At 44.2% G+C, this 23,458-nt stretch carries 19 protein-coding genes; 12 read left to right on the plus strand and 7 right to left on the minus strand.

The annotated features are described in order from the left end of the window. Positions 1–4: 4 nt before the first annotated feature. The 3 genes from WJM94_RS08170 (at position 5) to WJM94_RS08180 (ending at position 5,032) form a co-directional block, all read left to right on the plus strand. Positions 5–3,076, plus strand: coding sequence for an efflux RND transporter permease subunit (locus WJM94_RS08170; protein WP_444493753.1), 3,072 nt, complete (start codon positions 5–7; stop codon positions 3,074–3,076). After that, positions 3,073–4,563 (plus strand): efflux transporter outer membrane subunit, encoded by a 1,491-nt coding sequence (locus WJM94_RS08175; RefSeq protein ID WP_444493754.1) that lies wholly within the window; start codon positions 3,073–3,075, stop codon positions 4,561–4,563. Before WJM94_RS08170 ends, WJM94_RS08175 begins: the two co-directional genes overlap by 4 nt. Before the next feature lie 211 nt (positions 4,564–4,774). Then, positions 4,775–5,032, plus strand: coding sequence for a hypothetical protein (locus WJM94_RS08180; protein WP_444493755.1), 258 nt, complete (start codon positions 4,775–4,777; stop codon positions 5,030–5,032). A gap of 64 nt (positions 5,033–5,096) precedes the next feature. Here WJM94_RS08180 and WJM94_RS08185 read toward each other — a convergent pair whose 3' ends face one another. Beyond that, positions 5,097–5,837 carry a UTRA domain-containing protein gene (locus tag WJM94_RS08185; RefSeq protein WP_444493756.1) on the minus strand — a complete coding sequence of 247 codons (741 nt, stop codon included), beginning with the start codon at positions 5,835–5,837 and terminating at the stop codon, positions 5,097–5,099. Positions 5,838–6,048: 211 nt separating this feature from the next. Here WJM94_RS08185 and WJM94_RS08190 point away from each other — a divergent pair, with 211 nt between their 5' ends. Genes WJM94_RS08190 through WJM94_RS08215 form a run of 6 tightly spaced genes read left to right on the plus strand, consistent with a single transcriptional unit; the run spans position 6,049 to position 11,340 of the window. Continuing rightward, positions 6,049–7,128: an ABC transporter substrate-binding protein gene (locus WJM94_RS08190; RefSeq protein ID WP_444493757.1), complete on the plus strand. Its 1,080-nt coding sequence runs from the start codon at positions 6,049–6,051 to the stop codon at positions 7,126–7,128. Between the two features lie 45 nt (positions 7,129–7,173). Next, complete coding sequence (locus WJM94_RS08195; protein ID WP_444493758.1) at positions 7,174–7,980, plus strand: alkaline phosphatase family protein; 807 nt, start codon at positions 7,174–7,176, stop codon at positions 7,978–7,980. Further along, positions 7,977–8,888, plus strand: coding sequence for an ABC transporter permease (locus WJM94_RS08200; protein WP_444493759.1), 912 nt, complete (start codon positions 7,977–7,979; stop codon positions 8,886–8,888). Before WJM94_RS08195 ends, WJM94_RS08200 begins: the two co-directional genes overlap by 4 nt. After that, positions 8,875–9,663 (plus strand): ABC transporter permease, encoded by a 789-nt coding sequence (locus tag WJM94_RS08205; RefSeq protein WP_444493760.1) that lies wholly within the window; start codon positions 8,875–8,877, stop codon positions 9,661–9,663. Before WJM94_RS08200 ends, WJM94_RS08205 begins: the two co-directional genes overlap by 14 nt. Continuing rightward, the gene (locus WJM94_RS08210; protein WP_444493761.1) at positions 9,660–10,679 is read left to right on the plus strand and encodes an ABC transporter ATP-binding protein; all 1,020 of its coding nucleotides are present in this window, start codon (positions 9,660–9,662) and stop codon (positions 10,677–10,679) included. Before WJM94_RS08205 ends, WJM94_RS08210 begins: the two co-directional genes overlap by 4 nt. 1 nt (position 10,680) lies before the next feature. Then, complete coding sequence (locus WJM94_RS08215; protein ID WP_444493762.1) at positions 10,681–11,340, plus strand: HAD family hydrolase; 660 nt, start codon at positions 10,681–10,683, stop codon at positions 11,338–11,340. A gap of 56 nt (positions 11,341–11,396) precedes the next feature. On the opposite strand, the gene WJM94_RS08220 is transcribed toward WJM94_RS08215, so the two are convergent. From WJM94_RS08220 to WJM94_RS08240, 5 genes are all read right to left on the minus strand, one after another. Then, positions 11,397–12,254, minus strand: coding sequence for a DNAase (locus WJM94_RS08220; protein ID WP_444493763.1), 858 nt, complete (start codon positions 12,252–12,254; stop codon positions 11,397–11,399). Then, positions 12,254–13,477, minus strand: a complete 1,224-nt coding sequence (locus tag WJM94_RS08225; RefSeq protein WP_444493764.1) for a hypothetical protein — start codon at positions 13,475–13,477, stop codon at positions 12,254–12,256. Before WJM94_RS08225 ends, WJM94_RS08220 begins: the two co-directional genes overlap by 1 nt. Before the next feature lie 786 nt (positions 13,478–14,263). Continuing rightward, positions 14,264–14,530 (minus strand): hypothetical protein, encoded by a 267-nt coding sequence (locus tag WJM94_RS08230; RefSeq protein WP_444493765.1) that lies wholly within the window; start codon positions 14,528–14,530, stop codon positions 14,264–14,266. A gap of 292 nt (positions 14,531–14,822) precedes the next feature. Beyond that, positions 14,823–17,981, minus strand: a complete 3,159-nt coding sequence (locus tag WJM94_RS08235) for an efflux RND transporter permease subunit (RefSeq protein WP_444493766.1) — start codon at positions 17,979–17,981, stop codon at positions 14,823–14,825. Between the two features lie 13 nt (positions 17,982–17,994). Then, a complete protein-coding gene (locus tag WJM94_RS08240) occupies positions 17,995–19,152 on the minus strand; it encodes an efflux RND transporter periplasmic adaptor subunit (protein ID WP_444493767.1) in 1,158 nt (385 codons plus the stop codon). A 685-nt stretch (positions 19,153–19,837) separates the two neighbouring features. Here WJM94_RS08240 and WJM94_RS08245 point away from each other — a divergent pair. Beyond that, complete coding sequence (locus WJM94_RS08245) at positions 19,838–21,346, plus strand: phospholipase D family protein (protein ID WP_444493914.1); 1,509 nt, start codon at positions 19,838–19,840, stop codon at positions 21,344–21,346. A gap of 47 nt (positions 21,347–21,393) precedes the next feature. Here WJM94_RS08245 and WJM94_RS08250 read toward each other — a convergent pair whose 3' ends face one another. Beyond that, the gene (locus tag WJM94_RS08250; RefSeq protein ID WP_444493768.1) at positions 21,394–21,864 is read right to left on the minus strand and encodes an ASCH domain-containing protein; all 471 of its coding nucleotides are present in this window, start codon (positions 21,862–21,864) and stop codon (positions 21,394–21,396) included. A gap of 331 nt (positions 21,865–22,195) precedes the next feature. Between WJM94_RS08250 and WJM94_RS08255 the strand changes: the two genes are divergently transcribed. Beyond that, positions 22,196–23,041 (plus strand): tetratricopeptide repeat protein, encoded by an 846-nt coding sequence (locus tag WJM94_RS08255; protein WP_444493769.1) that lies wholly within the window; start codon positions 22,196–22,198, stop codon positions 23,039–23,041. A 13-nt stretch (positions 23,042–23,054) separates the two neighbouring features. Beyond that, positions 23,055–23,450, plus strand: a complete 396-nt coding sequence (locus tag WJM94_RS08260; RefSeq protein ID WP_444493770.1) for a DUF2391 family protein — start codon at positions 23,055–23,057, stop codon at positions 23,448–23,450. The last annotated feature ends 8 nt before the right edge of the window (positions 23,451–23,458 follow it).

Below are 23,458 nucleotides of genomic sequence, written 5' to 3' on the forward strand. Positions count from 1 at the left end.
AGCCATGATCAACTTAGCTGAATTCGCCATTCGTCAACGCAAATTCGTTGTGTTCTTCATCGTATTGAGCGTGATTGCTGGCATATATTCTTATTTCGACTTGGGTAAACTGGAAGACCCTTCTTTTACCGTAAAAACCTCGGTCGTTGTAACGCTTTACCCGGGCGCATCAGCAGAAGAGGTTGAGCATCAGGTTACCGATACTGTTGAAACCAAGTTACAGGAAATGGCGGAGCTAGACCGTTTACGTTCTTTGTCTCGTCCAGGGATCTCGATGGTGTTTGTTGACCTCAAAGAGAGCCTCAACTCCCAAGAGTTACCACAGCAATGGGACTTATTAAGGCGCAAAGTCAACGACGTTAAACTGCAACTGCCGACCAGTGCGCAGATCAGCATCGTACAAGATGAGTTCTCTGAAGTGTATGGCATGCTTTTTTCTATCCACAGTGAAGATGCTGCACCGGAAGAATTACGTCGCTATGCAGAAGAGTTACAACGCCAAATTAAAACCGTTGACGGTATCAAGAAAATTGAACTACATGGCGTGCAACCCCGCGTAGTCAACATTGATATCCCTGACGAACGCTTAGCACAATACGGTTTATCTATTGGTCAGGTATGGAGCCAACTGAACTCACAAAATAGCACCTTTGAAGCTGGTAAATTTGACGCTGGCACGGAGCGCATTCGTATCGCGCAAACCAGCGAGTTTCAATCTCTGGATGATATCCGTAACCTCCTTATTAACGGTGGCGTCGGTGACCTTGGTTCTGGCTTGATTCGTTTAGGTGATATAGCGGATGTCACAATGGGTTACCAGACCCCAGCTCTATCAGAAAACCGCTACAACGGTGAGCCTGCAGTAACATTGGCAGTCAGCCCTGTAGAAGGGATTAACGTTGTTTCTCTTGGTGACACGATTCAGGGCATTATTGCTAACTATCAGCAAGCTCTGCCTCTGGGAGTCGACATTTCAACAGTCGCCTATCAGCCAGAAGAAGTTCGCAAGTCCATTGATGATTTTGTCGGTAACTTACTTGAAAGTGTAGGCATCGTGTTTGTGGTCCTGCTGGTATTCATGGGCTTCAAAAGTGCGTCCATTGTTGGTGCCAGCTTGCTCCTAACGATTTTATTGACGCTGAGTTATATGAATATCGCGGGAATTGATTTGCACCGGGTGTCACTGGGTACCTTCATTCTTGCATTAGGTATGCTGGTGGATAATGCCATTGTTATCACCGACATGATGATCGTCAAACTCAACAAGGGAATTGAACGCACCCGTGCTGCTATAGATTCAGTAAAAGAAACCGCGATCCCGCTATTGGGCGCAACGGTGATCGCGATTATGGGAGCGAGTCCGGTACTGTTCTCAAAAACAGATTCAGCCGAGTTTGCGAGTTCAGTATTCTACATTATGGCCTCATCGCTACTACTTTCATGGATTGTGGCTATGACATTTACCGTACTGATGGTTTGGATGTTCGTTAAACCTAGAGCACAGAACGAAGAATCAAAACCTAGCCGCTATAAAAAGTTAGTGTTCTGGACGGTAGATAATCCACGCAAGGCATTGGCTACCTTAGTACCGCTCATCCTGATAACAGCACTTGCTGTACCTTATGTGGCAGTGAACTTTATTCCTCAATCAGACCGCTCGATTGTATTTTTAGATTACTGGCTGCCAAACGGAGCGAAAATCGAACAAACCTCGGCAGACTTGCGCAAGGTCGAAGAGTGGTTGGTAGCACAACCAGAAGTAGAAAGTATCTCAAGTTATGTTGGCACCAGTGCGCCTCGCTTCTCGGTAACCATAGAGCCTGAGCCACTTGACCCAGCGTATGGTCAGATACTGATTAACACTAAAGACTACCCGGGCATCAGCAACTTGGTTGCTCGTGGAGATGAATGGTTGAAGAATGAGTTTCCAAATGCAGAACCACGCTTCCGCGCGCTGAAACTTGCAACAAAAGACAAGTTCGCTGTAGAAGCTCGCTTTTCAGGTCCTGATGAAGCCGTATTGCACCAGTTAGCAGCAAAAGCAAAGACAATCTTTGCTTCTAACCCAGATGCGAAATACATCCGCGACGATTGGCGCCAAGAAAGCAAAGTTCTAAAACCAATTCTCAACCAGGACAAAATGCGCCATGCAGGTATCAACCGCGCTGACGTAGCGATCGCACTGAAACGTGCTTCGGATGGTATGCCATTGGGTCAAATGAATCTCAATGATGAGCTTATTCCAATCCAGCTACGTGGCACATCGCAGAATATGGCTTCGCTAGAAACGTTACCGGTACGCTCGCTACTTGGTTTTAACAGTGTTCCGCTTGGTCAGGTTGCAGATGGCTTCGAGTTAGTGACTGAAGAGAGCATGATTTGGCGTCGTGACCGCGTCAAAACCATAACGGTTCAGGCAGGAGTTAGCCGTGATACAACGCCGGCAAACGTGAGAAATGCGATTAAAGACCAAATTGAAGCGATTGAACTGCCAGCCGGCTACAGCATGGAATGGGGCGGTGAATATTATGATGAGAACAAATCCGTCACTGACATCATGAAGCAGCAACCTAAAGCCATGTTAATCATGGTGATCATTCTGGTGGCAATGTTTAACGGCTTTAAACAGCCAATCATTATCTTAGCGACTTTGCCTTTGGCAGCGTCAGGTGCGGCATTTGCTCTTCTCGGGTTCGATAAACCATTTGGCTTTATGGCTATTATTGGTGCGATCACTCTGACGGGCATGATCATTAAAAACGGCATCGTATTAATGGACCAAATTGATCTGGAAAGAGCCAACGGTAGGAGTTTGCCCGACGCAATTAAAGAAGCAACAGTAAACCGGACTATGGCAATCTCTATGGGCGCATTAACCACGGCTCTGGGTATGATTCCACTGCTCTCGGATCTGCTATTTGACCAGATGGCTGCAACCATCATCGGTGGTTTGGCAGCAGCAACCGTCTTGTCACTGTTTGTTATGCCAGCACTTTATCGCCTCGCCTTCAATAAGGAGACAGAAGAAGAGTCGCCAAAACAAATTAACGCTGAACTTGAGGAGGCGTCATCATGAAAAAATTCATCCTTGCGCCGATTGTTTTGGCTTTAAGTTTGACAGGCTGTGCTGTAGGGCCGGACTACCAAGAGCCCACTATTAGCATGGCAGAGGCTTATCTTCATGTACAAGACTCGGGGCTAAGCTCCGAGTCAGGACAAAACGAATTTTGGTGGACAGAGTTTAAAGACCCAACCTTGGACCAGATGGTTCAAGATGTACAGAGTCAAAACATTCCACTGAAAGTCGCCGCTGAGCGCGTGAAAATGGCCAACAGCTATAAAACGATGGTGGAGTCGTTCAAGGTTCCAACCATTAATCTCGGCGCCGGCTACATGAACTATCAGTTTAGTAAGAATGACTCGTCGCTTGGTCCGGTACTGAATCCATTGAGCGATTCGGTATCCGGTTTACCATCTCAGGTTGGTAATATCACTCTGATGGACAATCAGCATGACGGGGTATTCGCTGGTGCAACAATCACTTGGGAGGTTGACTTATTTGGCCGTATTGACCGTCAAGCGAATGCGGCACAGATTCGTCTTGAACAGGCAGAGATTTACCAAAGTGGCTTGACGACGGTGATCACTGCGGACTTAATCCACAACTACTTGCAATACCAAGGCGCAAGTGAGCGCTTAGCGTTAGCGAAATCAAACTTAGACGACCAAAGACGCACGTTAAACCTGGTTGAGAAAGTGGTGCAAAGTGGATACGGTTCTGACCTCGATTTAGCGCAGGCAAAAGCAACGCTGGCAGCGATGGAATCGATCATTCCGCAACTGGAAATTGCTCAGCAGGCACATCAGCATCGTTTATCAATCCTACTTGGGGAACCATTGACGAAAGTCGAAGGTCGTTTAGCACAGAGCCACGGTGTGCCAGTGATGCAAGATATGGTGCCCGTGGGTTTACCGTCGGATTTGTTGAAGCGTCGTACAGACATTCGTTTGGCTGAGCGTGAAATGGCGGCACTGAATGAAGAGCTGGCAGCAAGCGTTGCCGACCAGTACCCTAAGTTCTTTTTGACCGGTGCACCAACCTTATCAGCTTCAAGCTTTGACGATCTATTCAGCAGCGATTCCTTCGGCTGGATGGGAGCTGCGGGCATAAGTTGGAACCTATTTGATGGTGGTCGTGGTGATGCTATTGAAGAGATTAACCAAGCACGCTTCGACTCGGCTAAGTTGTCTTATCAACACACGGTTGATTCTGCACTGTCTGAAACCGAGTCGACGTTATTTGCTTATGGCAGAAGCCAGGAGAACCAGCGTCGCATAAATGATGCATTGAAAGCGACGGACACTGCAGTAAGTAAGGCGAAATCCCTTTACCGCGCAGGGTTGATTGACCACTTGTCCGTATTAGATGCACAGCGCCAGCAACGTATGATGCAAGATCATCGCGTCGCTGCAAAACTGCAGACCGCGCAAGCAACGATTGCACTATACAAATCGCTTGGTGGTGACTGGACACTCAATCAGCCAAACAACTCAGAAGGTTGATTGCCCGCCAACGTTGATTCTTGGTTCTAACTGGAATCATACTCCATTCGTTCATAAAGAGGTTGCTTCGGTAACCTCTTACTTTATTCCTGCAAATTTATTATCAATCTGATAACTACCTAAATAACCACGCACCTAAAGGTTATTTGGGTATATAATACCTGCCCTGAAATATTTTGTTACGTTACTTCGGTAACACCAGAGAATAAACATGAACAATAGCAGATGGGTCGGCGTATTGGGCGGCATGATCTTTTTACTTAGCACATTGCTGCTTTTTGGGTATTCAGTCCATGCTGCTTGGTATCAGTTTCCAGTGGAAGCCATCAACGGAATCGCATTTACCTTCGCTTTTGGGTTGGGGCTGAACAGAGCTGTCGCGTACATTGCTGCATCAATAACTCTCGCAGCAATCTTCTACATTGGCTATGTGTTTGGTTATCGTATTCATCACAAGCTGAAACTTTGACTCAAGAGAGAAGCTATTTCTGTCATTCCCGATAACCCTATGAGGGTAATCGGGAATCTCTTGCTCACCCCACACTATCAATGCGAATCCTGACAGCATCCGGTCTCCAGTACTCCAGTTCACAATCCATCAATACCCCATATTGGTTGTAGTTCACACGACAGATCTTAAGAACAGGCTGCCCTTCGGCCAGATTCAGTGATTTTGCAACATGAGCAGGGGCTGAAGTCGGAATCACATCAAATCGGGAGCGTTTCGTTTCAAATCCATACTTTTCTCGATAGATACCCGTCAGTGACATGGTCAGGTTTTCCGATAAGATTCCCTCAAACAATTCTGCTTTCAGTACATTTTCTACAAACAGTACCGCGCGGCCATCAATATGACGTAACCGCTCGATAATATAAGTCGGTGTGATCTGCTCGACTTCTAGTACCTTGGCATACTCACTAGAAGCCATTTCTCTGCGCACATTGATCAACTTGGTTTCAGCAATTCGATTCTGTTCGCGCACCATTTGATGAAAGTGAGAACGAGATAAGGGGTTATAACAAACTCTTGGTGGAGAGACATACCATCCTCGCCGCTCCTCCCGATAGATAATTCCCTCAGTTTCTAATGAAACTAAAGCATCCTTAATGGTGATTCTGGTCGTCGAAAATAGCTCACTCATCTCGCGTTCCGATGGCAGCTTTTGCCCTTGCACGATAATTCCTGCATGAATTTGTTCACGAAGGATAGATTTTATTTTCCCTAATTGGGTACCAGACTGTTTTCCTGTGTAAGAGGAGCCCAAAACGTTCATTGCTGATCTAGTCCATGTATTATTTGATGAACAAGATAGGTCAGTTGGATAACAGAAATATGACAACTAACAAAAGCTTATGTTTTATACAACTGAAATATAACTGCCACATAAACTCAGCATAACTGTCAAATTATCTGCGCCAAATCGTCACATTTCATCCATAGGATAACAATCGAACTTACTGACCTAGTCCAGAAGGATGGAGACAATGAAAACTTTGCTTAGCCGTTCAGCTGTAACATCAGCCACTCTGATTGCAGCAACATTATCTACCTCTGCGTTTTCCGCTACACAAGAAACAAACGCAAATCTAGACACATTGGTGAAAGCTGCTCAACAAGAAGGTGCAGTTTACAGTGTGGGTATGCCTGGCAGTTGGGCAAACTGGAAAGACACATGGACGGACTTGCAATCAAACTACGGTTTGAAGCATCAGGATACGGACATGAGCTCTGCTCAGGAGATCGCAAAATTCGAAGCTGAGAAGAAAAATGCTACCGCTGACATTGGTGATGTGGGTTTTGCCTTTGCGCGAGTAGCAGTAAAAAAAGGCGTAACACAACCTTACAAACCAACGACTTGGAACGATATCCCTGATTGGGCGAAAGACAAAGATGGCCACTGGGCACTTGCTTATACTGGCACTATCTCTTTCATCTCAAACAATAACCTGGTGAAAAACGCACCAACAACTTGGGATGATCTGCTAAAAGGTGACTACAAAGTAACCGTAGGCGATGTAGGTGTTGCGGCGCAAGCCAACAATGCAGTACTTGCGGCTGCATTTGCGCATGGTGGTGACGAGTCTAACTTAAAACCAGCCATCGAGTTTTTTGCGAAATTAGCCAAACAAGGCCGCTTATCATTTACTGACCCAAGCATTGCAAACCTTGAAAAAGGTGAAGTCGAAGTTGCTATCCTGTGGGATTTCAACGCACTGAATTACCGTGACCAAATTAATCGCGACCAGTTTAGTGTAAACATTCCTCAAGACGGTTCTGTGATTTCGGGCTACACAACGATCATCAACAAGTACGCGAAAAACCCGAACGCGGCGAAGCTGGCACGTGAATACATCTTCAGTGACCAAGGTCAGATCAACCTTGCTGAAGGTTATGCACGTCCGATTCGCAGCAACATCACCCTGCCAAAATCTATACAGGACAAGCTGATCGCTAACGACCAGTACTCAAACGCTAAACCTGTTACGGACTTCTCTGCATGGGAAAAATCGGCACGTAAGCTGCCGCGCCAATGGCAAGAGAACGTACTGATTCATCAGCAGTAATATCAAGCATTACGTCCCTCTCCTAAGAAGTAACGAGAAAATATCATGAGCAATAAGGTTATCCTTGTTGTTCTAGATGGACTGAACTATCAGGTAGCCCGTAATTGTATGGGCTACCTCAACGGTCTGTTAGAACAGCAACGTGCAACTCTGTATCCGGTTCAATGCGAACTTCCATCTATGTCCCGCCCGCTATACGAATGCATCCTAACGGGTGTTCGTCCGATTGAGAGCGGCATCGTCAACAACAATATCGTTCGTTTGTCGAATCAGGATTCAATCTTCAGTTTGGCCAAGTCTCAGGGCAAAGTAACCGCAGCCGCCGCTTATCACTGGGTGAGCGAGCTTTATAATCGCGCCCCGTATAACGCCGCCCGAGACCGTTTTACCAATGATGAAACACTAAATATCCAACACGGCTGTTTTTATCACTGGGATCAATACCCTGATGAGGCACTGTTTCTGGATGCCGAACATTTACGCCGTGCGCATCAGCCGGATTTCCTGCTGATTCACCCAATGAACATTGATGATATGGGCCATAAATTCGGCTTGGATTCTCGTCAATACCGCAATTGTGCTCGTGGAGCAGACATCATTCTTTCAAATTACATCGAGCAGTGGCTTGCCGATGGCTACCAGATCATCGTGACCAGTGATCATGGTATGAATAACGATTTATCTCATGGCGGCATACTGCCAGAAGAAAGAGAGGTACCACTATTTGTGATTGGCGATAAATTCACCCATCTAGAGTGCCACGTTAAGCAAACTGAGATATGTGGCTCGGTTTGTCAGCTTCTCAACCTTGATCACTCGAAACCTTACACTCAGGAATTGTTAGCACTATGAGCAGTTCTGCCATCTCATCAAGAACGAACAACGCAAGCGAGAACAAGCTTCGAATGCGTTCTTGGTTAAAACGGAGTAAGCCTGCGCTATGGCTTACCCCTTTCGCTCTGTTCTTCTACCTGTTTCAGCTTGCACCGATTGTTTGGGTACTGATTAACAGCTTTATTTACGACGAAGTGTTTGCGCTCGACAACTATCTGGAAGTGTTTGATTCAACCTTCATGATGCAAGCCTTTGGCAACAGCTTATGGCTCTCATTCTGGTCAAGCATTGTTGGGTTAATGGTTGCCACCGTACTGGTTTCTTCATTACGTCGCGTCGATTCAAAAATTCGTGACGGAGTGATTGCCTTCACCAACATGAGCAGCAACTTTGCTGGCGTGCCTCTGGCATTCGCGTTCATCATCATTTTAGGAACTAACGGTGCGGTCACTTTATTGCTCAAGCAATACGGTCTGCTCGGCGATTTCGACCTTTATGGTAAATGGGGATTGATGGCGATTTACATCTACTTCCAAATCCCGTTGGCAGTACTGTTGCTCTACCCTGCATTCGATGCCCTAAGTGACGATTGGCAAGCGGCAGCAGCACTGCTTGGCGCAAAAACCTCACAATACTGGATGAAAGTTGCCTTACCGGTACTTTCTCCGGCGTTGTTGGGTACGTTTATCATCCTGATCGCAAATGCAATTGGTGCTTATGCCAGTGTGTACGCGTTGACTTCAGGTAACTACAACCTCATCACCATTCGCATTGCGAGCCTAGTCTCGGGCGATTTGTTCCTTGAACCAAATCTAGCCGCAGCAATCTCGGTTATTTTGATGACGATGCTGGCCTTTATCACTGTGATTAACCAATGGCTGATTACTAAGAGCTACGCAGGTAAACAAGCTAATGCAAAACGTTAATACTCGCTTCCACAAAACGGTGGTGTACTCCATTGTCGGCATTATGCTGATCCCAATATTAGCGACCTTCGTTTATTCGATCTCTTCCCGCTGGGGAGCAACCATTCTACCGGACGGATTTACGTTGGATTGGTACGTCAAACTACTGTCAGATCCACGCTTTCTACAAGCTTTTGGTCGATCTCTGTTTATCTGTATTTCGGCTCTGGCACTCAGCGTTGTTCTAATTCTGCCTGCGATTTTTGTGGTGTTTTACTACTTCCCAAAACTCGACAAGCTAATGAACATTTTGATATTGCTTCCGTTTGCTGTACCGCCGGTGGTGTCGTCGGTTGGCCTATTACAACTTTATGCCAATAGCGATATTTCCTTAATTGGCACTCCGTGGATTTTGATTGGCACTTACTTCACGATCGCTTTGCCCTTTATGTATCGAGCAATTTCGAACAGCTTTGAAGCTATCAACCTGCATGACTTGATGGACGCCGCGCATTTACTTGGCGCAAGCACAACCAAAGCGTTTTTGATGATTATTTTGCCAAACTTGAAGAAAGGTTTAATGGCATCGCTATTTCTCTCTTTCTCCTTTCTGCTCGGTGAGTTTGTGTTTGCCAATATTCTTGTCGGCACACGCTATGAAACCCTGCAAATCTACTTGTATAACATGCGTCAGACGAGCGGACACTTTACCTCTGCGTTGGTCATGACCTATTTCCTGTTTATTTTCTTACTGACTTGGCTGGCAAGTCGTTTCAGTCGAGGCGTTAAATCATGAGTTACGTAACTGCAAAAAACCTAACCAAACGTTTTGGTGATAATACGGTATTTGAAGATATCCAATTCACCATTGAGCAAGGCGAGTTCGTTACTCTGCTAGGACCAAGTGGATGTGGCAAATCCACCCTACTGCGCAGCCTTGCAGGCCTTAATCCGGTGGATGGTGGCATGATTTCGGTAAACGGAGAGGATATCACCTACCAAGTACCTCAAGAACGTGGTATCGGAATGGTGTTCCAGTCTTATGCTCTATTTCCCAATATGACGGTAGAAGGCAACATTGCGTTTGGCCTGAAAATGAAAAAGCTAGGCGCTGACGACATTCAGCGCGAAGTGGCGAAAGTGATTGAGCTGGTTGATTTGAAAGGCAAAGAGAAGCAGTACCCACATCAGCTTTCAGGCGGGCAACGTCAGCGTGTCGCTCTAGCACGCGCCTTGGTGGTGAAGCCGCGCATTCTGCTCCTCGACGAACCTCTATCAGCTCTGGATGCAAAAATCCGTAAGCACCTTCGCCAACAGATTCGCGACATCCAGAAAGAGATGAATCTGACTACGATCTTCGTTACTCATGACCAAGAAGAAGCGATGATCATGTCTGATCGTATCTTCCTGATGAACAAAGGGGAGATCGTTCAAGCTGGCACACCAGAAGAGATTTACACACAACCGGCCAATGAGTTTGTTGCGGGTTTTATGGGGCACTACAACCTAGTAGAGGCCAACCAAGCTAAACAGCTTTTCAATATCGATACAACAAACAAAGTTGCAATTCGCCCTGAATCCATTTATGTCAAAGAGCAGGGACGTCAGTATGGCAGTCATATTTCCACGCCTCAGATCGGCATCATCAAAAGTCATCAACTGCTCGGTAATGTTATCCGCTATCAGGTGGATGTTAACGAATGCGAATTAACGGTCGATTTACTCAACCGTTCATCTGAGCGACTATTAGCGAATGGCAGTCAGTTAGAACTACTCTTCAACCTAAACGAAATTCAACCTGTGAGAGCTTAAAATGTCCAAACCTTTGTATGTATTTGATATGGACGAAACCTTAATCAGCGCTGACTGTGCGATGATTTGGAACGAATTTTTAGTCGAAAAAGGCATTGCTACACAACCTAACTTCATCGAAGAAGATCAACGCCTCATGAAGCTCTACGCAGAGGGGAAAATGGATATGGAAGACTATCTTAAGTTCTCCATGACACCACTTTCTGGCATGCCTATTGAGCAAGTAAAAACGTTAGTCGCAGAGTGTGTAGACAAGCAAATTCTGCCTAAGCAGTTTAAGCAGTCCAGAACGTTGATCGAACAACTCACACGTGATGGCATTGATATGGTGATCATTTCCGCCAGCGTGGCTTTTTTAGTTGAAGCGGTTGGCCAACGTCTGGGAATCCCAACGTCACTTGGGATCGACTTGATTGAACAGCAAGGCACTTACAGCTCTAAGATTGCTGGGATACCAAGCTACAGAGAGGGTAAGGTCACCAGACTACAACAATGGTTAGAAGCACAGCAAGAATCGTATTCAGAAATCCACTTTTATACTGATTCCATCAACGACTTGCCGCTTTGTCAGCACGTAGACTACGCCTATTTGGTTAACCCATGCCCTCTTCTGAAGGAACATGCGAATCAGCCCAACTGGACGATTTTGAGTTGGGATTAGTTCTAAGGGATTAAGTAGAGCTACTCTAAGTCGAGCAGCAACTGGAGTTGCTCGTCTTAGAAGAAACCATCGCCTTTAATATCATGTGAGAGCTTTTCAACGTTTGGCTCGACAACCGAGTCAATAAGCGGGAAAATATCCAAGCGTTCCAGCACCCGTTTCTCAAAAGTTTCATCGGCAGTTAGAATCCAATCGAGAAGTTTTTTCTTAGTTTGATAACTCTCTGTTAAATATTTAAATTCTATACTAAAGAAAAATCTACCTTTAATTGGTAAATTATATACTCTCCGATAGTCTCTCTTAAATTTAAGGTTTCCTTCTATATATTTTGAGTAACTGTTTCTGCCAATATTGACTGTCTCACACTTTATCGGCGGATAAGCTCGCATAAATTCATCGATTAAGTAAGCTTCTTTTTTTTTCTCAGCTTCTTCAGTTTCTGCTTCTTCACCCCATCGATAATTCACCCACTTGTAGGCATTATTCATCAGTTCTGTATGACTACCTCTCCAAGAATCTTCACTTGGATTAGGATCGTGATAAAAATCAACGTAATCTTTTTCTAAAAAGTAAGAAAGTTCTTCAACCGTAGTAATCACTCTATCAGCTGATTTTATTCGGAGACTAATGAACAGTTTTCCTTGTAGATTAACCGGAAATATCGGATTGAGAATGACTTTGTGAAAACAAAAAAGTACATAGGCTAAATTTATAACTTTTTCATGCCTCTCAATTTCAGCGTTGATGTCAAAGCCTTTCAAATTAACTAAATCTTGGTAAACACATCCAGAATAAATATTGTTTGGGCATTCGAATGAGAGTAAAAAATCATCAATTTGAAACGAATTAGTAAGTAAATCAGAGAAATCTGGTTTACCACGAAATCCATCTTTAATTATTTTTCGAATACGCATTATCGACCTTTATTCCTTAAATAATTATCAACATCTTTCAAGCGCTTTAACGCTCTGTCACTTCCAGACATAATCAGTTGTTTACGATAAGACTCCACTCCAAAATATGGCAGAGTATGTGGGCTTTCTGTCATTGACCCATTCATTACCAAACCGAGGAACTTACAGCACCTGACCAAACTACTTGGCGATAACTTATTTTGTCTCGCAGCAATGTTGGGAACTATGTCAAACGGACTCGTTCTGGTCCGATCATAATGTACCCTTAATCCTAGTAACTCTGCATTTCGCCCTAGCTTTTGGGTGTTCGAACCACCAGCATGAACGACGAGCTCCTGATTTACTAACTTTAGTCCAGAATTCTTTTGTCTCGCGAACTCCAATGCCGCATTAAAAATAATTGCGCCCTGGCTGTGTACTGTCCATTTCACTCGTTGTTCTTTTTCCGCACACTGTTTCATCACCGCCGCTAGGTGTTTGGCATTATGAGAAGTAAAACGAGTCTTATCGAAAACACATTCAACAAGATCCAAAGGAGCCCCATCTGAGGGATTGTGAAAAAGTGTATACTCCCTAGGATTGTCGTCTTTATAGGCCACTTGAGTATGTAACCCCATTAAACGACTTGCCTTTTCGTAGTTATTTTGCATGCCATTTACCGTTGCATGGAGAGTTTTAACTTGATGGGTTAATGTAGCTTTACTCGCATTCCACTCCCCCATAAGTAATTGAGTCCCTCTGTCATCTTGTGTTCCATCATATTGACCATTTTTATCTTTCTTTTTTCGCACATGATACATTATTGTTCTTTGACTCGAATCTTTGCCTATTTTTTTACCATGAAGCTCTTGATCAAAAGCAATATCATGGATAACTACTTTGCCTTCTTTTAGCATGCAGGTCAGCAAATAATGATAGTTTTTAAATGGGTATCTGGTACGAAATATTCTTAATAAAGGGTTGCGTTTGTGCCTTACCACAGATTTTTCATTTGGATTAGCCGCAACGAAATACATTTCTTTGACCACTTGCTTTTGGTCATATTCATTCATTGAGGCCAGCATTAGTAATGCCTGACGAGAAATATTTAGTTTCTTATGACTAAATAATGATAAGTCTAATTTTATTCTCTTACCTAAAAATGCCTCTATTTCACTTATTGATTTTTTATTAAATTCTATGTATTCAAACGCTTCATTTCGTCCCAAAAATTCCCAGGTCATCGTTAAACTCCATTTGCAAATTTCATAGAGCTTAAAATGAAATGTTTTAAAAAAAGTAGTAGCTGTGGTGTGGTATTTTCTAATTTACGAGGGTGATTTTCCTTTTATGAAAATAATAAGCGTATAAGTTGCCTATTTTTTTGTTCCGCCTCGTACGTGGCATTAAGTTTCCTAGAGAAATCGAAGCCAACTATGTGACCAGACTTTCTGAGGACTCCATTGATTAACGTCCGACGAGTTAAAAGAACACTCCATTAACCAACACACAAAAGTTAACAAGAGTGAATATCTATTTACATTCTGATCTGGATGAAAAAACCAAGCAGCGCTTTGCAATCAAGTTTATATAGAGAAAGCTTACAGTCGAATTACTGCTTACCTTTCAAACTGTTATCAAACATTGATTTTTAGTACACGCCAAACACACACGCACAACAAATTTGCAATGATAGGTAACAATAATGAAATCATTGATTGAAGAATTAACATTTCAACAATGATTGCAACAATGTTAACTTTAGCTCCGTTGGTCGCGCTGGTGGTAAGCCTCTCACCAAGCTATTGTCAGTTTGATAAGGATGTTCGGCCATCTCCATAATGAATAGACACCGAATTTGGTGCCCTTTTTCGCCCGCAAAGACGGTTCTTTGCGGGCTTTTTTCTGCCTGCTATTCATCACTGGACAACAGCTACGAAAAAGCCAGCTTAAACAGCTGGCAAGTAGAGCAACAAGGTCAACGCTTACTGCTAACTAGCGCTGCTCTTGCATTCGAAGTCATCCAGAAGTTACGACTTACTCGCATCTGTTTTCTGACATGGTATCTTTACCAATTGTGCCTGTTCTTCTTTAATGCGTTTAACGATTAGCGCATCACGCTCATCGATATCGTCAATGTTCATTTGCTGAATATCTGCTATCGCTTCATGCTTCATTTCAGAGAAGTCCTGACGTAAATCTGAGCTCCACTCCTCCTTGTCTAAAGTGTTAGCAGCAGCGATTGATGATGACATTACAGCAATAAGACCTAGAGTAGAAAGAAATACGCTTTTCATAGCAAGCTCCTTGAGGATTAGCAGTTTATTTTGGGTACGTGTTATACATTGCACGTACGATGCCAACTTTTAAATCCTTAACTATCAACGACTTACTGTAAAATGCACTTTATCACTGGTTACCTTGAGGTAATTTTCACACATTGATGGTTAAATTAACCAAGGTTATTTTTATTTGTCATTTCATTCATTAAATCTATAGCACAGTTAGCACCTGAATGACGGATGCTTTTAGGCACGAATAAAAAAGAGCAACCCGAAGGCTGCTCTTTGTAATTAGAAGACAAGCAATTTAATTGGATAATTTAGTGTGAGCTTCTACCACATCATCTTGCTTTCTTAAGCGACCAATAATACGAGACAAGAAACGTTTAATTGCCCTGAATATATTCTTAATGTCCTCAAGCATGAGATACAGACACGGCACCAGCACCAGTGTCAAAATTGTCGCATACAGTACCGCAAAACCTAACGCGACCGCCATTGGGATAACGAAGCGAGCCTGCAAACTCGTTTCAAACATGATTGGAAGTACACCAGCGAAAGTCGTAATCGAAGTTAGGGTGATAGCCCGAAAACGTGCGCATCCCGCCTCAACGACCGCTTGCTTAATACTCATCCCTTTATCTCGGACTTGGTTGACGTAGTCCGTCATTACAAGAGAGTCATTTATAACCACGCCCGCTGCCGCAATAAGGCCAAATGTCGACATCATGCTGATATCTAACCCCAACCAGAAATGCCCCCAAATCGCACCAGTCAAACTAAATGGAATTACCGACATGACAATGAGTGGTTGCGTATAACTCTTCAATGGCACTGCAAGTAGGATATAAACAATGATCATCCCGGCAATAAAGAAAAGAATTTGCTCATTGCGTTGTGCAGCCTGTTCTTCAATATCCCCACCTAACTCAGTCTTAACGCTCGGATACTGCTCCTTCATATCGGGCATGATGCTTTCATCAATAATTTTCACCACTTCTTCCGGCTCGACAAGTTCTTCATCAATAGACCCATAAACGTAAACCGTTTGGTATCCACCCTCACGGCGAATGGTGCTTACACCTGGCTGCTCATTAATTTGAACAACATCACCAAGCATGACTTTTTTACCCGCAGGAGTAGTGATCACGGCATAACGAAGAGATGAGAAAGCTTCACGCGTGAGTTTCGGATAGCGAACCATCACTTTGATTTCTTCGCCGTCACGGATCAGTCGTTGAGCTTCACCGCCATAAAAGCTGCCACCAACTTGCTGAGCAATCATGGTGAGATCCAAGCCGAGGTCGTAAGCAACGGGAGCAAGTGAGAGAAGCACTTCTTTGCTGCCCGAATCAATAGACGAAGAGATATCGTACAGACCTTCCTGCTGTTGCAAACGTTCAATCAGGTAACGACCGGCATCGTTCAGTTCGTTAATATTCGAACCAAACAGGAGATAGCCGAACTCGTCTCGATCACCACCACCCGCACTCTGCTCGCGAATTTTAATGCTCTTTATGCCCGGGATAGCTGGCATGGCTTCACGCCAACGTCGTGCAAGTTCAAACGTATTGAAAGGACGTAAATCCTCATCCACAAGCGGAACTAATACACGGCCTTCGGTACGGCTTCTGTTATAAGAAAGCACATCCCGAATCATTCCCTGACCATACTCTTCAATGGTTTGAGACTCGACTTGCTGCATGACGCTCTCAATGGTTTTGAGTGCTTCGATAGTCTGCTCGCTCGATACCGTATCATTCATCTTAATCGTGATGGCTGGATAGTCGGTAGGCACTTTCGGGTTTGGAATCACACGCACATAGTTTGAGTTAACTAAAGCTGCACTAACCGCTAACAAGCCACAAAAGACTGCGAAAACAGTCCAGCGCCAGTGCGTACACGACATCACAAAACGGCGATACGTACCATTAACGAAGCCAAAGAAACGCTGATTGAAACGGTCACGCCAACCACCAGGCTTGATAGGACTAAAGTTAGTGTGTGCCAGATGAGCTGGCAAGATCAGCTTAGATTCAATCAGACTGAAGATTAAACACAAAATAACGACACCCGCGATGCCGTAAAAGAACGCACTATCAATACCGCTAGATAGCAAGAAAGGAGCAAATACAGCAATGGTCGTCAACACACCAAACGTAGCTGGCGTCGCTACGCGTTTTACACCACGTACAACGTTATCAACACCACCGCCTTTTTCTTCAATTTCACAGTAAGCACTTTCCCCCATAACAATGGCATCATCGACAACGATGCCCAACACCATGATAAAGGCGAATAACGAAACGATGTTCACCGTGATTCCCAACGCTGGCATTAACATAACAGCACCAAGGAAACACACAGGTAAACCAATCATTACCCACATTGCTAAACGGAAACGCAAGAAAATAGTCAGCATGATAGCCACCAGCGCTGCGCCTTGCAGCAGGTTTTTCAGCATCATGTCGAGACGACCGTTAAGGTAATAGGTCATGTCCACCAAGATCTTCAGCTGGACATCATTCGGCAGGGTTTTGTTTTTCGCCTCAATGTACTTACGAACAGATTCGGCAACGGGAATGATATTTTGGTCGCGAGTTGCTTCCACAGACATGTAGATAGCATTTTGTCCTGAGTACTCAAAATAGCGCTCTTCCTCAGTAAAGCCATCTTTAATCGTGGCAATATCCTGAAGCAGGACTTTCGCGCCGTTTGCACCTAACTTCACCGGAATATTTCGGAACTCATCACCGTGGTAATACTGGTTTTCAATTCGAACCGCAATCATCCCGGAATTCGTTTTTACCTCTCCGGCAGAAAAGTTAGCCGAGTAACGACGAATCGCATCACTAACATCATTCAACGTAAGATCGTACTTACGAAGTACAAGAGGATCGACTTCAATCGCAATCTCTTCTTCCGGTGCACTCAAGTTCACCAGCATGACGTTTTTTAATTGCAGGAGCTCATCTTCTACTTGTTTGGCGATCGGCTTTAGCTCTTCAAGCGGCCTATCGCCTACCAGCCCCATTTCTATAACGTCCTGTCGCCACTCAACCTGATAGACATTGATAGGCTCCATTCCCACGGGCAAGTTAGATAAGGTATCGATACGTTGGTTAACATCATCAAGCACTCGTTTGATATCGGCATTCACATCAACTTCGATAGAGACATAAGCGCTGCCACGCGTCGCTTGAGCTACGACTTTTTTAATTCCGGTAACGTCTTTTATGGACTCTTCTACTTTAACCAATATGCTCTCTTCAATTTCTTGTGGAGAAGCACCTGGATATGTAGCGCGTACATCAATGTAGTTAACTTCTATGTTGGGGAACATCTGCCTTTGAATAAACAAATAGCTGACGATACCCATGACGATGATGAACACCATCAACAGATTGGCAGCCACAGGGTTATTAGCAAAATAAGCGATTAAACCCTTTTGATTAGTATCTTCCATGACAAACTCCTACTTACTGTACGACGGTTTCGGAGTCGTCATTCTTTTTTGCAATTTGCACCGCCATGCCTTTCTGCGGGTACTCAGGAAGAGTCAGGACAAGTTTATCGCTCTGTTCTAAACCATCACCGACTAACATGAACTCGCCCTCTGCTCTTAACACCGTCACGGTTCGTGGTTGAAGCTCGTTATCATCATTCACGACCCAAACAGTACGATTTTTAACCAACTCTTGAGGAAGACGGTAAATGTGCTTGAGTTCTTTCCCCGTAAAACTGACTTCAACATATGAGCCAAACTTAATCGGCGGCTTTTTGTTATCAATTCCGTAAGGGTCTTCAACCTGAATAACCATATTGATCATTCGAGTCGCGCTATCGATAATACCCAGGTCACGAACCACTTTGCCTTCGCGAGTCGTCGACAAAATACCTTGTTGGGTCACTGTCGCTTTGAGCTTGTTAATAGATTCCGGCAAGAATGCACTATCAAATCCAGCAATCGGAACATGTACTTCTGCTACTTCAATATTGTTGAGCGTAGCAATTCGAGAGCCGGAAGTGATGAACTGACCCACACCAATGTCGCGTTCAACAACAAGCGCGTCATACGGTGCGACCACTTTGCAGTTTTCCAGATCACGATTAGCGCGCTTTAATTCTGCCTGAGCGGATTTCACTTTCGCTTGAGCACTCAATACGTGCGGTTTACGTAGGTACAAGTCCGTCACTTGCTTGTCACTTAATTGTTTAGCCTGACGTTTTGCAACTTCCGCTTTCGCTTGCTCTTCGATCAATTCTGCTCGCGAACTGGCCAACGCTGCTTCAGCCTGAAGTACTGCGGCTTCGTAGTTGTCGCTTTCAACCGTGAATAACACCTCACCACGCTTAACAATGCCACCAGTAACAAAGTTTGGATGCCAGCTAATAACTTCGCCGCTGACTTGTGCAGAAAGGTGTGTTTTTTCGAATGGAACCAATTCACCGTGGCTTGTTATCACTACCTTGTGATCGGTAGGAAAAAGAGAGGAAGCCTGAATAGTAGGTTCTGTGACTGTGTCTTTAGCTGACTCTTTTTCTGGTGCTGTAGCTGCAATTGCGGCGTATCCTGCATAAGATCCACCAGCCACAACTAAGGGTAAAAGCCAACGTAGCATGGGTTTTGTTAACATCAAAAATCCTTTTTTATTGTTTTATTCACCATTCCGCTCTTGAACTGAACATCAGACCTTAAAGTCACTTTCTGGGCTCTAACAGTCATCAGTCATCTCAATATCTTTTGAGCAAACGGCGAGGTAATCGCATCTGAAATAGACAATTATATTCGTATCCAAACAACGCCATGACTAAAACCATATCGTCACTTGGACCAAGCAAGAGAACTGCACTTACAAAGATTTGAGACCGTAATGTACGTCAAATTATCCTTTAAAAGTTCATAAAATTAACAAAACTTTAACCAACATCGCAAGTTGTGAGACCTTACTTCCATCATTTACAGGCAAACTGCATACCAAACTTTATTTCATTTAAATTCAATTAGTTATAATTATTGGTGTAATTGATGTAGTTATGTATTGGCCAGAAATGCCAGATATTAGTGATTCCGACCAATTAGAGTAAAAACATTAATTAAATAAATGATTTTGTGCGCCTAAAAAATCGAGCCAGTACAAAGTTCAAGCGCAAAGGTGATTTCGTGAATGACATCCCAGCGAGATAGAACGCTCTTAATTCTTAGATTTCCATGACTTAACGCTCGATCTTGCTTTCGTGGGACTGCATCGATCACTCACTTATGTCTATACTCATTGAAAAATAACATTTTGCATCACAAGGATATGCTCATTGCATCATATGTTAACTAAGCTCATTTTAACCTGCATGTTTACTTTTCTGTCGGCTTGCTCATCCATTGAACAGGTAGACCCTAGTGAAAAGTCCACTACATTCCAGTACGGATACCAATCAGACTCTGCACTTGCTCATTATTTTGAGGCTTATGGAAAAGACCCAAAAACAGAAACCGGATTTTATCCCCTAAACCAAGGCCATGATGCGCTCCTTGCCCGAATATCACTCATCGAGTCAGCGCAAAAAAGCTTGGATCTTCAGTACTATATCTATCGCGGTGACGAAACCAGCAACTTCATCACATGGCGTTTATACGAAGCCGCAAAGCGAGGTGTGCGCATTCGCTTGCTGCTTGATGATATGCAAAAGCGAAACGATAAAATGATGGCGGCTATGAACGCACATCCAAACATCGAAATTCGTTTATTTAATCCGCACGAGTACCGCTCTGCACGTTTATTTGGGTTTGCAACGGACTTTGATCGACTGAACCGCCGAATGCACAACAAATCACTGACCGCTGATAGCGTCGCGGCGGTAGTTGGCGGAAGAAACATCGGCAATGAGTATTTCTCTTTCGAATCTGAAGTCTCATTCGGCGACTTCGACTTGCTACTCTATGGGGAGTCAGTCCAGCAAACGGCTGACCAGTTTGACCTTTATTGGAACAGTGTTTATGCCGTTCCTATGGAGTGGATTTACCCGGAGTCAGAAGAAATCACTGACGCTGCGATAAAAAAACAAGTCGAAAAATTACAGCTAGAACAAAAATTCACGAAGGGTCACTATAACTTCAACAACCTCGACATGTATCAGGATCTGACGAAGGGCAAACTCAATCTTTATTGGGGGAAAGGGGAAATATGGTTCGACTTGCCCGATAAAGTAGCGACACATGAGAGCCAGCTAGTTGGCAACTTGACAGAGCTACTCAAAAGTGTCGAGCACTCATTTGTGCTTATCTCCCCGTATTTCGTTCCTGGAGAAGCTGGGACAAAGGCACTGACCAACGCAGCAAAACGAGGCGTAGATATCACGATCATCACCAATAGTTTAGCCTCAAACGATGTATTTGCAGTCCATGGCTGGTATTCAAAGTACAGAGAAGAACTGCTCGCTTCTGGTATCGATCTATGGGAAGTGAAAGCCAGTGCCAAGCTCAAGAGCAAATGGAGTTTAACCGGCAGCAGTCGGGCAAGTTTACATGCCAAGGCCATGTTGATAGATAAAAAAACGCTATTCGTCGGCTCAATGAACTGGGATCCACGCTCCGCTAAACTTAACACTGAAATGGCCGTTGTTATTGAACAACCGGAATATGCCCAGAGTTTCCTTGAAACCTTACCGGAAATACTAAATAACAATGCGTACCACATAACCCTTCGTAGCGGCGATATTGTCTGGACTGATAACAAAACGGGACAGGAATATGACACCGAACCAGAAGCAGGTGTGTGGCGCAAGATGGGCTCCTGGTTCTCCGGTATATTGCCAATCGAAGACCAGCTTTAACTGCGCATCTTAAAACAGCGCCCAAACGGGTGCTGTTTTATTATCTTTTAAGTCAGTGGATACACCACTTTAAATCGTTCCAAGACAAGTAAGCGTTGCTCATGCCAATCAATACCCAGCTCATCACACTCTGATTGGAAGAACTTGGTATGAGCTTCACGCCACCATTGCAACGTTCTGTCTCCTTCGCCTTCAGCACGGGCAAAATCCTCTCCTACTTCGTCATAAGGACAAGTACAAACATCAGTAATTTCGATCACACAGATTGGCTCGCCAGCCCAGTTTGTCACAACTTGTAAATGCCCGACTTTCGGCATGACCTCTCCTTGCTCACTGTACCAAAGCTCCAGACTGCAAGACGCAGTTTTTTGTCCGGTACGGACCAACTCTGCACATACATCCGCGTTGTATTCATCTGCACAGTAATAGTCAGCGCTCACTGACGGAATCGCTTCTGTTTGCTGAGGAGAAAGCAAAGATAGGTATTGGTTCAGATAGTTTCTGACTTTGGCATCCATAACAATAGTATTAGAAATCAATAAATAGTGATTAGATTAACGGTCCACATATTATACCCAAGCGACTTCAAGATACAGGATTCAGAGCGTTGCCGCGTCTGTAACCAAATCATTCTCGCTGAACCTAACATCTTGAGGTTGTTTGGGTATAAACAACAATGTTCTAAAATCTAAACGTTGGTTCATCTATCTTTACATAGGAGTATCGCTGATTTTCGCAAGATGGGTGCAAAAGCATCAACTCATTATTTTGGCAGAACTTTGCTAAACGTTTGTTCAATTTGTTATGGTTGCACGGTCTATCTGTATTCTTAAAGTGAAAGGACATTTTATGCGCTTATTTATTGGTATTTTTTTCTCACTCATTATTTCGCTGCCGCTATTAGCATCTGAAGAGAAATATTCAGAATCAGACCTATTAGATAGACCTCTTATGGAACGCTACATTCTGGATGAGTTAAAAACACTGCGTCAGGATTACCAGAGCCTTGAAAAACGCATGATAACCGAAATCACCGATCGCGAACTCAGCGTAGCGGACAAGTCATTGAACTACGCTAACGTGACCGTCACCTATTTCTTCTACATCATTGCCGGTGTTGCATCACTGATCGCTTTCGTCGGTTGGCAATCTCTGCGCGAGTTTAAACATAACACTAAAGAGATGGCGGACAAGCGACTAGATAAGATCGCGAGCGAATATGAGAAGAAGTTTGTGGCTCTCGAACGAGATTTAAAACGAAAAACTCGCATTATCAGTGAGAACAACAAAGAGATAGAAAAAATAAACGAAATCCATAACTTATGGCTGCGTGCACAAAGTTCGCAAACGCCAGAGCAACGTATTGAGATTTACGATGAGATTTTGGTTATTCGCCCTGGAGATTTGGAAGCACTCACTTACAAAGCAGATGCGGCGATGGAAATTAATGAATACCACTGGGCACTGAGCTTATGTAACCGCGTGTTAGAAGTGGATTACACCAACGGCCCGGCGCTTTACCAACGTGCCTGTGCGTATTCTCGATTAGGCATTGAAGAACAATCCATTGAGGACCTTGAGCGAGCCATTGAGTACAGCCCATCTATTCGCGATTTGTTAGCAGAAGAGCGAGACCTTGAGTTACTGCACGGTAACGAACGATTTGAGAAGCTGCTAAACCTCCATCACGATTAACGGGAGCTGGTGCATGAGCCGTCACTTTAATCTCGAAGATGCCAGCCAGGTATTGGTTGGCGCTTTCGCCCTTGCCGTGCCCATATCATTCTCTGAGGAAGCGTGGCGCTTAGGGGAAAGCTTACCCATGACGAATCTGATCATGTTGTTAAGCCTTTCGGTTATTTTCCTGAGTTTTTTCGCTTATCAGAGTGTGTTTCAAAGCCGTATTCGGCATCGCGTCTCGATCTTTATCTTCCGGGTTATCATCGCCTACTCAATCGCAGCCATAGTCGTTGCACTAGTATTGCTTTGTCTGGATAAACTTCCACTCCTGACGGAGCCATTGGTCGCGATAAAGCGTGTTATCGTCATCACTATGCCTGCTTCTATGGGCGCGATTGTGGTAGACAGCTTCGACAAAGAATAAGAATGACT

Source organism: Vibrio sp. YIC-376 (assembly GCF_052353105.1).
Classification (GTDB): Bacteria; Pseudomonadota; Gammaproteobacteria; order Enterobacterales; family Vibrionaceae; genus Vibrio.